Raw genomic sequence first — 12440 nt, forward strand, 5'->3', positions numbered from 1 at the left:
TGCTGGATTCTTACAGCGACCAATTGCTGGATGTGGGGCATCGGTTGTACCAGCAGCGAGCTGACTTCCTTCAGACGTTTATCCCCCACTTTAGTAGCCACTACAATAATCTTTCCGGAAAGAAAGAGGAGGTAGGCATACGGTATACCGCTCATTTTGCCGAAAGCGAATACCGCTCGGTTTTTTATAAAGCTTACCGAAAAGATTTAGCACTCCAGCGCACCACCCAAGGAGTTCATCGCGATGATTACGAGTTTCGGATTGATGACTTTCCGATTAAACGCTACGGATCGCAGGGGCAACAAAAATCCTTCGTTATTGCCCTCAAGCTGGCGCAATTTGACGTACTGCGAGACGAAAAACAGCTTAAGCCTATTTTGCTGTTAGATGATATTTTTGATAAGCTCGATGACTTTCGCATTGGTAAGCTGACGGAAATGGTCGTGCAGCAGTCGTTTGGCCAACTGTTTGTTACTGATGCCCGTCCCGAGCGCACTCGCAGCATTTTTGGCACTATAGCAGGTGAGAAAAAGTATTTTACCGTTCAGAAAGGTGAAATCACTGAAACTTTAGTGGAAGGCGAAGAAGATCAACCAGACTATCACCAGAATGGGCAGCAGGATCGGCAGCGAGAACCGAATAATGTAGCCGAAGAATGAGGGCATCCGAATACCTACCTGCTCAGCAATAGATTTTACCATAAAATTGGGCCCGTTGCCAATGTAGCTCATGGCTCCGAAGAATACGGCAGCTACTGAAATAGCCGTTAAGTACATAATACTATCGGGGTACGCACCCTGAGAGAATGCTAAAACATCCTGCGAATCATTTACATTCGCTCCTACCGAAGCCATAGCGGCCGCCAGGAAGTTCAGGTAAGTAGGTGCATTATCCAGAAATCCCGATAAAATTCCCGTACCCCAGTACAGAGTATTGTGGGTAATTAACTCCCGACCCGTTTCTGATTTAGCAAAATCACCTACCAGTTCTAAGGCCGGCATCATTGTACCGAAAATACCAATAAAGATAAAGGCGACCTCTCGGATGGGTTCAAAACTGAATTCGTTTCCTTTAATCGCTTCCTTCTTAGCCAAGCGGAATGAGAGGAAGGCTACCGCAAACATGATGAGTTCTCGTACGAAGGAAAAGCGAGTTCCGTGGTAGTTAATATGAGGTAGCCATTCTACTTTGTTAGGATCAATAAATACTGCTCCGATAACTACGGCTAACCATAGAAAATTTCGTTTTCCTACAATAGTAATTTTACCGGAGTGCGATTCCGGCTCGTCTTCTCCATTAATGACCGAACTGTTTCGCCTATCTAGTATAAAGAATATTGCTACCAGCACAGCTAATACAAACACCCACTGAATAACTACGTGGGAAATCGTCCAGAAGAATGGAACGCCCCGTAAGAAGCCTAAAAACAAAGGTGGGTCGCCAATAGGAGTGAGTGAACCACCTACATTGCTCACCATAAAGATGAAGAAGATAATATGATACGAACGAATCCGATGTTGGTTAAGTCGAATGTAAGGACGAATTAGTAACATGGAGGCCCCGGTAGTGCCAATGAGATTTGATATTGCCGAGCCGATTAGCAGAATAGCTGAGTTCATTATGGGAGTGGCCTTCCGATCAATTTTTATTAAAATACCACCGGATGCAATAAATAAGGAGGAGAGCAGGGCGATAAATTGCAGATACTCAAACAGGGCGTGAACCGGCTCACCCGCATTCCCCAATACAAAAATATAGTAGGACATAACAATTACTGCCAGTAGCACCGCTAAAATGGGGTAGTTTTTATGCCAGAAATGCTCGTAGAACAATGGTCCGGTAGCGATCATAAGCAGCAATAGTACAAATGGGATTACTGTCCAGGCAGGAGCGGCAATATGCTCTTCCCCGTGCCCCTCGGCGTGTTCCTCGCCTTCTTCGTGCTGAGCTTCGGGGGCGGTTATATGGTCTTGCCCTTGCTGTTCCTCTTCTTGGTGCTGTACAAGTTGAACCGGAATTTCCTGATGTTGAGCGGTAGAGTAGGTAGGGGTATAAACCGAACAGAGTAATATTAATAGTATAGCACTAAGTACCGATCGCTTCATTGAGTAAGGTTAGTTATCTTCGGAAGATGGTTTAGCTCAGGTAGAAAATAGCAGAAAATAATCTTGCTACTTCAATCTATTAGCTATCATCTATGTTGTGTCTAAAAAGTAGATAGTCTTACTATTTCGGGGGAATTCCCTAGAAATAGATGCAAGCAAATTACCAAAGTAAGCGAGAAACACCAACAGATTAGAACAATTTCATGAACTTAGCCATTGATATTGGTAATACTTACGTGAAAGCGGGGTGGTTTGAGAATAGTCAGCTAGTGGACATTCAGCCTAAAACCAGCTTAGAAAAATTATCTTCTCAAATCAGCCGTAATCGCCCTGAGCAAGTAATTGTGTCTTCAGTTTCTGCTCACACTCAACCGCTTCGCGAGCTTGTGCCCGGTAGTACCCGGTTCGTTATATTAGATAGCAGCACTCCCCTACCCTTTCGCAATAGTTACCACTCTCCCACTACGCTAGGTACCGATCGTATTGCTGCTGTGGCTGGTGCCTACGAGCGGTTCCCTAATCGAAATTTACTGGTGATTGATGCGGGCACTTGCGTTACCTACGATTTGCTAACTGATAAAGGTTATTATCTGGGCGGAAGCATTTCTCCCGGTTTACGGATGCGCTGGCAAGCGATGCACACTTTTACGGCTCGTCTGCCGTTAGTATCCGTAGAATCACCCGAAGAAAGCAGCAATATTTCCTTTATTGGCCAGAATACCGAAGCCGGCCTAAAAAGTGGAGGGTTGATAGGGATGGCTGCGGAAATTGATCAAATAATTCGGAGGTATGCCGACAAATTTGCAGCTTTGCAAGTCGTAACCTGCGGTGGTGATATAAAGTTTCTTCATCCGTGGCTCTTTTCGGACCATACCTATGTTCCAGAACTAGTATTGATAGGATTAAACAGTATAGTACAATATGAAAGTTTGTAGTATTCTCCCAAAGGCTTTTCTGCTAATGGGATTGTTAGGCTTGGCGGTTTCGGCCCAGGCGCAAATAGGCGTTTCTCCTTATTCATCGCAGGGGCTAGGAAATATGATTCGTCCTACGTTGGTGCATAACCAAGGAATGGGCGGTATTGGTATTGGCAGTGGTAATGCCCTATTCATCAACTACGCAAACCCTTCTTTTCTGTATAAGAATAACCTTTCATCGTTTGATATAGCGTTTAGCGTAGAGCAAAACAATATGCAGCGCGAAGAAGAAAGTATTAGTCGCACGAGCGGCGGGCTACGCTACGGAGTGTTTTCGTTTCCAATAATTCCTAATCGGTGGACTGTGAGTTTGGGAGTGGCCCCGTTTAGCGTGGTGGACTACCGAATTGAAGAAACCCTTACCATTAGTGGTACTTCCAACGCGGGCATTCAAATAATTGATGGTGACGGGGGGCTTAATGTCGCTTCTTTCGCCACCGGATTACGGGTAGTAGGTAATTTAGGACTTGGTTTACGAGTAAGCTATTTATTTGGTCCCATTACCGAAACCAGAACCGTCTTGGTTAATGGGCTCTTAGCTCAGCGTACCGAACTGGAAGATCAGATTTACTACTCTGATCTTCTTTTTGAGCCGAGCATCTCGTACGGAATCAAACTGGGCAGTCAAACTCTACTGAATCTAGGAGCCACGTTTCAGCCCGAAATGCAGATACGGGCCACCCGCGAAGTAACCCTTAGCTCCATTGCCCCCACCTCGCCCGTTGCGCGAAGTGAACGTCTTGACTCATTGTCGGTACAACGCGGTGTTACGCTACCCTCCCGGCTAGGAGTAGGAATTTCTGTAGAGAAGTCATTAAAGTATCTAATAGGTGTAGATTTTTTGACTCAACCCTGGGAAGATTATCAGTCATTTAGTGGTAGCAACGACGGAATGCGTAATAGTTATGAACTCTTGGTAGGCGGGCAAATAATTCCGAACATTACTTCAATAAATAGCTACCTAGCCCGGATGGCCTATCGGGTTGGTTTCTTTTACCGTAATACTCCTTTTGCGGTAGAAAACCGTCAAATTACCGATTTTGGTCTAAATATAGGTTTTTCCTTACCCATGAGTAATCTTTCTAGCACCAATATTTCGCTGGAAGCAGGCCGACGCGGCACAACGGACGGGGGATTAATTCGCGAGGATTATTTTAAAATTTCAGCCGGCATTACATTTAATGACCGCTGGTTTATTCGCCGAAAGTTTAACTAATATTTTTCGTTGTAGCCTATCAACATTTTGGCATACAAGTAGTTACATTCTCGCCATATTTGTAGTTCAAATATAATCTTGGTATCAAACTTGTTTATCTTTAGGCAAGTTGGGAGTAGTTCATCGGCGAATTTGTTCCCCACATTCTTCTATATTCTACGATGATTGTATTATATTTACGTTTCCTTTAAAGAATAAAGCTTACATTATCATATTTGTAACAAATTGGAATTGTTTTTGAATCAAGCATTATTCAGTACGTATTATAGAATTTTAATAAATAGTTTAACCAAAAAGAATATCATGAAATACAGAGCTTACTCTACTGCTTTTTGGTCGGTATTGTTTCTACTCATTACGACCTCCGGATTGAAGGCCCAAAATTTTAATTGGCCTGAAGATAAATCAACTGCGCAAACCAATTATGTGCTATACACTGATGCTAAAAAGCAAAAAAACTACGAAGGTGCGGTAGAGCCTCTCACCTGGCTCCACGAAAACGCTCCTGATCTTAATCCTAAGATATACGTAGATGGAGCTACTATCTACGAAGAATTGGCTGGCAAAGAATCGGACGCTACTAAGAAAGAGGAATATATTACTAAAGCGCTAGAGATGTTTGATCTGCGCTTACAGTACTTTGATAAAGAGAATGCAGCCGATATTGCTAATCGTAAAGCAAATACTGCCTTTAAGCTACTCTATAAGGAGCCCAGCGAGTACGGCAAATTAATGGAGCTGTTCTCAGGTGCAATGGAAAAAAGCGATGACGTGTTAGTTTATTATAACATTGTTCCTTTTATGTCGGTACTAAAGAACCAGTACGAAAAAGGCGAAATTAATGACGAGCAAATGCTTGACTACTACGATCGTTTAGGGCAAATGATCGAGAAACAGGTCGCTGCTGGCGGAAAAAGTGCTAGTAAGTACGCTCAAGCGGGTGAGAATATAGACAGTATATTTGCGGGATTCTTTACTATGAGCTGCGATCAGATCCAACAGAAGCTGATGCCTAAGTTGGAGCAAAACCCTAGTGATGTAGATTTAGCTAAACGCGTTATCTCATTATCACTGGCCTCTTCTTGCACCGATCAGGATTTCTTTATGCAGGCCGCCGAAACGTTATTTGACAATGGCGAAGAAGACCCTGGCTTAGCTAAGGCATTAGGAACCCGGGCGATGGTTGCCGAGGATTACGAAAAAGCCAAAGAGTGGTTTAATAAAGCCATAGAGATTTCTTCCAGTGATGAACAAAAAGCTGACATTACAATGGACTTGGGAACGATTGCACTTAAGGAAGGACAGAAGTCCACCGCCCGCAAGTATCTTTTGCAAGCAGCCAACATGGATAGTGAGTTATCTACAAAAGCTTATTCAACTATTGGTGGAATGTACATGCAAAGCTACGAACAGTGCAAGGGCGGACAAGATATAGTGGAAGATCGCGCGGTTTTTATCGCCGCTTACGAGATGTACCGCAAGGCTGGTAATACATCAGCCATGGCCAATGCTAAGGAGCAGTTCCCCTCTAAGGAAGAAGTATTTACTTATAACAAAGAAGTAGGCGACCAAATTGCGGTTGGCTGCTGGGTGGGTGAAACCGTAACCATTCGGACCCGAGACTAAATAGTTATCCCTAAAGCTTAAGCCATTTCTTGTGAGCAGAAAACTGCAACAGGAAATGGCTTTTTTTCGTCAAGAGAGATAGTAAGAATCTAGTATCGTATGTTGTTTATGAGTAAGCAATGTTGTATTCTGTTATTTATTGTAGCCGGCTTGTTCGGAGCATGTGACGACGAGGGGCAGAGTGCCGAAGATTTCAAGGAGTACGAGGGCCCGGTGATGGAAGCAACCAATACTGAGATTCTCTACAGCGACTCCGCTCAAGTGCGCATCAAGTTAGAAGCTCAACGGCAGCTGCAATACGGCAACGAGGATATGGATTTCCCCGAAGGTATTTATATTGAATTCTTTAACGAGGAGGGAGTAAAAAGCACATCTATTAAGGCAAACAAGGGTTATTATAGTAAAGAGGAAAACAAATACACCGCAACAGGCGAAGTAGTGGTAAAGAATTTGGAAACCGGAGAAAAGTTAGAAACTGAGCTATTGCACTGGGAAAAAGATAAACACAGTATCAATACTGATCGGTACGTAGAAATTGAGTCAGACGGTGAACTATTGATGGGCGAAGGGTTGGAAGCAAAAGAGGATTTTTCTTCGTATGAGATTCTCAAACCTACCGGTATTTTTTCATTAGAATAGTATGAAATTAGTTGATACGAAACTGGTTGATTATATCATTTTTTCGCTTTGTGTCGGAGTATTTATCATTGGAGTATACGAAACCATGACGGTCGGTCTAAGCTACTCGTATTGGCTTTTTATGGTTTCGGTAGGCTTATTACTCTGGTACAATTTCCGCCGACGTAAATGATGAATAGTTAGCGGTGAGCAAATGAGCAACAAATAAAAACAAAGGATAAAATACTGTGGACTATAGACTGATAGCAATTTAGTGCTTTGTTTCCCTTTAACTAATAACTACCAACCACCTAACCAGTCATCCCATAAAAAATAAATGGACATTCTAATTATCGTAGTTATTTGTCTGCTATTCTCAGCTTTCTTCTCTGGAATTGAGATTGCTTTTATATCGGCTGACAAACTTCGTATAGAGTTAGCTGGGCAAAAAGGTTCTCTTTCCGGACGAATCCTTTCTTATTTCACCCAATACCCTACTCGCTTCATTGGAACTACGCTAGTTGGCAATAATCTGGCCTTGGTGCTTTACTCGTTTTTTATAGCTACGTTTTTAGAACCCCTGCTCGTAAACCATATTCCGGAAGTAATTAATAACGATGTAGTGGTTCTGCTCATCCAGACTATCATTGCCACACTAATTGTGCTGATTGTGGCTGAGTTTACACCTAAAAGTGTGTTCTTGATTGATCCTAACGGCCTTTTATTGTTATTAACTCTTCCATTCACGCTCGTTTACGGCTTACTCTATTTCCCGGTCTGGATTATTGATAAAGTATCGCAGTGGGTTATTATTCACGTGCTAGGTTTTGAGTATCGTAATGACAAGCCCGTGTTTGGACTGACAGATTTGAATAATTACGTAAAAAACACACTGAGCGAAGCGTTGCGGGAAGAGCAAACCGACGAAAACGGCCATAAAATTAACACTAAGATTTTTACTAATGCGCTTGAGTTTAAAACGGTAAAAGTACGGGAATGTCTCATTCCTCGTACAGAAGTAGTAGCTGTTGACATAGAAGACGAAATAGAAGAACTAAAGGAAGCGTTTATTGAAAGCGGTCATTCTAAAATACTGGTTTATAAAGAAACTATTGATAACGTTATTGGCTACTGCCATTCTTTGGAGCTCTTTAAAAAACCTACCACTATTCAGCAAATTTTAACTCCCATTATTATTGTACCCGAAACAATTCCGGCTAATGAGTTGATGATTCAGTTTATTACGGAGCATAAAAGTTTGGCTTTGGTAGTAGATGAGTTTGGCGGAACTGCTGGCATTGTGAGTATGGAAGATATTATTGAAGAGATTTTCGGCGAAATTCAGGATGAGCATGACGATGAAGACTGGGTAGAACTTAAAATTGACGAAGAAAACTATTTAATTAGTGCCCGACACGAGATAGACTACCTTAATGATAAATACGATTGGAATATTCCGGAAGGGGATTATGATACCTTGGGCGGGCATATACTTAGCCTCACCGGCAAGATACCCGAGAAGGGAGATATAGTCACAACAGAAACTTATACGTTTACAGTCATGTCCATGAGCGATAACCGTATCGATAATGTGAAAGTAACGATGCCCCCCCAAGAAGCCTCTAAACAATAAACTATTCTGCGCGTGTTTTTGCTTAATTAATGTTCAGTTCTAAACTTGCAGAAATACCGTTTGTAAATTTTACCGGGAAATTAATTGAAATTTTTATCTTTGCGGTTCGTTTTGAAAAAATGAGTTACGAATGAATAATATATTTGCTTGCGATGTTATTACTCATTAACTATTCGTCATTGTCAGTACATCAAATAGAAAGATAAGACAGACCATAACACAGTAGAAAATATGTCATTGATTGGAAAGATTCGGGAAAAAACAGCTCTTATTGTTGGCGCAGTCGCAATAGGCCTTACCATGTTTGTAGTAGGTGGCGACCTGCTTAGCGGTTCGGGTGGTCAGATTCTGGGTGGCCCTGATACCACCGTAGGCGAGATTGCCGGACAGGAAGTTTCACAGGATGAGTACCTACAGGAAATTAACGAGCAGAAGGCGAATTTTGCCCTACGTACGCAACGCCAGCCTTCTGAGCAAGAAATGACTTCAATTCGTCAGCAGGCTTGGAATAAACTTATTGCCGAAAAAGCATTTGGTCAGCAGTTTAAGAAATTAGGCATTACCGTTTCCGAGCGAGAGCTCATCGACATGGTGCAGGGCAACAACATTGATCCGGGCATCCGCCAGTCATTTACTGACCCTAATACTGGTGAGTTCGACCGCAACCAACTGCTAAACTATCTTCAGGCATTGCCTCAACTACAACCTGATCAGCAGATATCGTGGCAACTCTATGAGCAGAACCTTCGCGATGCCCGCGAGCGGTTGAAGTATGATAACTTACTTATTGCTGGGAATTACGTAACCCAAGAGGAGGCGAAACGCCACTACCAAGCAGAGAATAAAGTAGCTGAAGTAGAGTATTTATACGTTCCGTACTACGCCGTAGGTGATTCAGCAGTTAGCGTGACTGATGCTGAGTTGCAGAGTTATTTGGATAAGCATCAGGAAGAATATGAAGTAGAAGAAAATCGAGCTATACAATTTGTTCGCTTTCCTATTGTACCATCGGAGATTGACACCGAAGATTTCACGGCTGAGCTAGATGAGCTTAAGCTTGATTTTACTGAAGCGACGAATGATTCAACATTCGCAGTAATTCAATCCGATCCGATTAGCGGCGGTGCTCCCTACCAATCTTTTAATATAGGAAATTTGCCTACCCCTTTGGCCGACAGTGCTTCTAACCTTACTGAAGGAAGCGTATATGGTCCGTTTAACCAAGGTGATGCTTATACTCTTTATAAAGTAGATGAGGTGTACGAAGATACTGTCTCTTACGCTCGAGCTAGTCATATTTTAATTAAAACCGATGATTCTCGCACTGAAGCCGAAGCCCGTAGCGAAGCGCAGGATTTGCTTAACCAATTACGTAACGGGGCAAACTTTGCCGAACTGGCCCGCGAACATAGCGAAGATGGTTCTTCGGCTCAAGGTGGTGACTTAGGTTGGTTCTCAGAGGGCCAAATGGTGACTCCTTTTGAAGATGCAGTGTTCGGCCAGAGTGAAACTGGGTTGATCCCTCGATTGATTAAAACTGATTATGGCTTCCACATTATTACAGTATCGGAAGCTTCTACCAACCAAGCGTATAAAGTAGCTGTAGTAGAACGAGAATTATACCCTAGTGATCAAACCCGGGATGAAGCTTTCCGTGAGGCAGATCTATTTGCTAGTGAAATCGACGGAATAAATAGCTTCACCAGTCGGGCTGACCAAGATTCTTTGGATGTGCGCGAGGCTGAGAATATCCAAAAAAATGCGCAGACTGTTACTGGGCTAACTGATGCTCGCCAAGTGGTACAATGGGCGTTTAGAGATGCTTCGGTTGGTGATATTTCTGAGGTATTTGAACTGCCAGATGCTTATGTGGTAGCAGTACTAACCGGAGCAGCCGAAGAAGGTTCTGCCAAATTAGCCGATGTGCGCCCCGAGGTTGAAGCGAAAGTAAAAGCCAAAAAGAAAGGTGAAGTGATTGTGGAAAAACTTAACGGGCTTTCGGGTAGCCTGCAAGAAATTGCGAATGCTTACGGAACTGACGCCAATGTGTACTCTAGTAGCGACCTGAAGTTGAGTACCAATACTCTACCCAATGTTGGCTTTGCTCCAGAGGCAATAGGCAGGGCATTTGCTATGGAATCTGGCCAGGTATCAGAACCAATCACTACTGAAAACGGTGTAGTAATTATTAAGCTAGATGCCCTGACTGATGCCCCTGAAATTGCGGATTACGCTACGTATAAAGATCAGCTTCAGCAGCAACGTGGTTCTCGAGTAGCTTTTAATATTGCAGAAGCCGTAGAAGAGTCCGCTGATATTGAGGACGAACGGTACAAGTTTTATTGATTTTGAGGGCAATTATTTTCAGAAGCGAAAGAGTTTTCTCCTTTCGCTTTTTTTATGAGTCTGAAAGTGAAACCTTTTGTTCATGCTTCTTAACACGAGTAGTCCTTAATACGACAGGCGGTTCAATTAAGTGAGCTTTAGGCAACTGGCCACTAAAAGCAAACTTGCCTTTTCTTTCCCAGTTCTTATTCACCCGCTTTATGCCAATAGAATACAGCGTTAGCTGAGTTGGAGTCAAATGGAATCGCAAGAAGTTCTTGTAACCTTCTTCGTGCAGTGCCGAAAATGACTCATTATCGTGAATACCTAATACTAAATTACTTGCCAATAAATACAAGCCTACCAGTATTCCACCGCAGATACTACCAATCACCATCATTTCAATCGCGAACAGCACTACCTGAGTAACGCTAATCACTTCTAATTCCAGGTAGCGCAAATTTATGGTAGCAAAGCCCCAAATCAATATACTACAAACTACCAAGTGTAGTCCTCCGTGTAAAAATCCTATTATCCAGGTGTACTTAGACTTTCCGGCGTTTTCGTCGGCAAACCAGGTAAAACTGGCCACTAAAAAAATTCCCAAAATAAAAGCAAGTGGACTACGAATCAGTACGTGGAAAAATGTATCAAACGCTGACCACAGTCCACTGGTCTCACCTAATTGTTCTAGTAGTGAAGCAACTCCCCGGCTAGCATCAGTTTCCAATACCCAAGTAAGCAGCAGATAATATACGCCCAGAAAAAACGAAAAACTTGGATTCAAATAGGGAAATAGTATGTTTTTAAAACCTAACTTTCGGGAAGTTTCTTTGTCGGGATAAACGGCTTTCAAATCTAAATCTTCGTCTTCTACCTTGCGAAGATGATTATTGAGGTTGTGGGTAGGGTGTAGAAACGCTCCGCCACCCCCCGCCGTAATTCGCTGCATAGTTTCCTTTCCATCTTCCATCTTAGCGTAACGCGCGTAATGGTGCAAATCGCCCGACAGCGTAGCCACTAATTCCAACTGATTGTCCAGTATGAATCGCTGCTCAAAGAAGCGCAGTCGCTCATAAGAATCCTCCAGCCGGTAGCGATCCTTAAATACCCAACTGGGTTCGGCGGTGCAAAGAATAACGCTATCACCCGGTTGCATATATCGATCTACAATATCTGAGAAATAGCTTTTCTGAGGCTGGTCAATATCAGAATTAAGCTGAATATCAATACCCCAAATCCAGTAACGATGAGGTAGTTGAATAGCCCAGTAGCTCCGTTTCTGATGCGTTTGCCAGGCCCCGATAAAACGCTCTTGACAAAAAACCTTCAAAAAATTAGTTAACCCATCGTACCAGTCGTGATTCCCCGGAATAGCAAACAGGGCTGGACTAGATTGATCATCACAGCGCGACAGGGCCGATTGGTATGGACCTTTCAAGCGGTTTTCGTACTCGTGCATTTCGGGGGTAGGGTACACTTGGTCACCGCCCATTACCAAAATGCGACCACGCTGAGTAACTTCTGGACTAAAGGTTAGTTGCGGCTGAGCTAACAGCTTGGCTACTGAATACGTAGCACTAAACCCGTCGCCTACGTCAGCTACGTAGTCAAACCATAGCTCATCACCTTCACTAAAGTCATAGCGATCAGTACCGCTAAGGGCTGCCTGAACTTCCCGACGGTCAGAGTAATTACCGAAAATGTAAGACAGTAGCGCCTTCAGTCCGGTAAAGATTAATTGCTTTACCTGGTACCAACCTACCATTTTCTGAGGATCAAATTGCATAGTGTGTACTTCTACCTAGTTAACGCTTCTCATAAGTGCGAAGTTGATTCATCATTTAATCTTCTACAACTGTAATGAGTGAATATATTACCCTCACTCAATCATTCTGCAATTTTATTATTCTTCCACCACTATATCCTTTAACCTTTCA

The 12440-nt window shown here is 43.0% G+C and carries 10 protein-coding genes; 8 read left to right on the forward strand and 2 right to left on the reverse strand.

What is annotated here, in order from left to right:
- The coding region (locus WBA23_RS08230) for a DNA replication/repair protein RecF (RefSeq protein ID WP_424581794.1) at positions 1 to 659 on the forward strand (659 nt) is incomplete at its 5' end.
- Here WBA23_RS08230 and WBA23_RS08235 read toward each other — a convergent pair.
- Entirely contained in the window at positions 570 to 2105 is a 1536-nt protein-coding gene (locus WBA23_RS08235) for a sodium:proton antiporter (RefSeq protein ID WP_424581795.1), read from the reverse strand. The two genes, WBA23_RS08230 and WBA23_RS08235, sit on opposite strands and share 90 nt — an antisense overlap.
- Positions 2106 to 2308: 203 nt before the next feature.
- On the opposite strand from WBA23_RS08235, the gene WBA23_RS08240 reads away from it, so the two are divergent.
- From WBA23_RS08240 to WBA23_RS08270, 7 genes are all read left to right on the forward strand, one after another.
- Positions 2309 to 3040: a type III pantothenate kinase gene (locus tag WBA23_RS08240; protein ID WP_424581796.1), complete on the forward strand. Its 732-nt coding sequence runs from the start codon at positions 2309 to 2311 to the stop codon at positions 3038 to 3040.
- Positions 3027 to 4298, forward strand: coding sequence for a hypothetical protein (locus tag WBA23_RS08245; protein ID WP_424581797.1), 1272 nt, complete (start codon positions 3027 to 3029; stop codon positions 4296 to 4298). Before WBA23_RS08240 ends, WBA23_RS08245 begins: the two co-directional genes overlap by 14 nt.
- Before the next feature lie 303 nt (positions 4299 to 4601).
- Positions 4602 to 5924 carry a hypothetical protein gene (locus tag WBA23_RS08250; RefSeq protein WP_424581798.1) on the forward strand — a complete coding sequence of 441 codons (1323 nt, stop codon included), beginning with the start codon at positions 4602 to 4604 and terminating at the stop codon, positions 5922 to 5924.
- 108 nt (positions 5925 to 6032) lie between these two features.
- Positions 6033 to 6563, forward strand: a complete 531-nt coding sequence (lptC, locus tag WBA23_RS08255) for an LPS export ABC transporter periplasmic protein LptC (RefSeq protein ID WP_424581799.1) — start codon at positions 6033 to 6035, stop codon at positions 6561 to 6563.
- A 1-nt stretch (position 6564) separates the two neighbouring features.
- Positions 6565 to 6735: a hypothetical protein gene (locus tag WBA23_RS08260; RefSeq protein ID WP_424581800.1), complete on the forward strand. Its 171-nt coding sequence runs from the start codon at positions 6565 to 6567 to the stop codon at positions 6733 to 6735.
- A gap of 144 nt (positions 6736 to 6879) precedes the next feature.
- Entirely contained in the window at positions 6880 to 8175 is a 1296-nt protein-coding gene (locus WBA23_RS08265) for a hemolysin family protein (protein WP_424581801.1), read from the forward strand.
- Between the two features lie 231 nt (positions 8176 to 8406).
- Positions 8407 to 10521, forward strand: coding sequence for a peptidylprolyl isomerase (locus tag WBA23_RS08270; RefSeq protein WP_424581802.1), 2115 nt, complete (start codon positions 8407 to 8409; stop codon positions 10519 to 10521).
- A 52-nt stretch (positions 10522 to 10573) separates the two neighbouring features.
- On the opposite strand, the gene WBA23_RS08275 is transcribed toward WBA23_RS08270, so the two are convergent.
- A complete protein-coding gene (locus WBA23_RS08275) occupies positions 10574 to 12289 on the reverse strand; it encodes a metallophosphoesterase (RefSeq protein WP_424581803.1) in 1716 nt (571 codons plus the stop codon).
- Positions 12290 to 12440 lie beyond the last annotated feature (151 nt).

Origin of the sequence: Tunicatimonas sp., assembly GCF_049647865.1 — a bacterium.
In the GTDB taxonomy this organism is placed as follows: domain Bacteria; phylum Bacteroidota; class Bacteroidia; order Cytophagales; family Cyclobacteriaceae; genus Tunicatimonas.

Bases quoted from the DNA above. Each gene is read 5' to 3' on its own strand.
- WBA23_RS08275 (WP_424581803.1), bottom strand. From the start codon at position 12,289: ATGCAATTTGATCCTCAGAAAATGGTAGGTTGGTACCAGGTAAAGCAA.
- WBA23_RS08235 (WP_424581795.1), bottom strand. From the start codon at position 2,105: ATGAAGCGATCGGTACTTAGTGCTATACTATTAATATTACTCTGTTCG.
- WBA23_RS08250 (WP_424581798.1), top strand. From the start codon at position 4,602: ATGAAATACAGAGCTTACTCTACTGCTTTTTGGTCGGTATTGTTTCTA.
- WBA23_RS08270 (WP_424581802.1), top strand. From the start codon at position 8,407: ATGTCATTGATTGGAAAGATTCGGGAAAAAACAGCTCTTATTGTTGGC.
- WBA23_RS08245 (WP_424581797.1), top strand. From the start codon at position 3,027: ATGAAAGTTTGTAGTATTCTCCCAAAGGCTTTTCTGCTAATGGGATTG.
- lptC (WP_424581799.1), top strand. From the start codon at position 6,033: ATGAGTAAGCAATGTTGTATTCTGTTATTTATTGTAGCCGGCTTGTTC.
- WBA23_RS08240 (WP_424581796.1), top strand. From the start codon at position 2,309: ATGAACTTAGCCATTGATATTGGTAATACTTACGTGAAAGCGGGGTGG.
- WBA23_RS08265 (WP_424581801.1), top strand. From the start codon at position 6,880: ATGGACATTCTAATTATCGTAGTTATTTGTCTGCTATTCTCAGCTTTC.
- WBA23_RS08260 (WP_424581800.1), top strand. From the start codon at position 6,565: ATGAAATTAGTTGATACGAAACTGGTTGATTATATCATTTTTTCGCTT.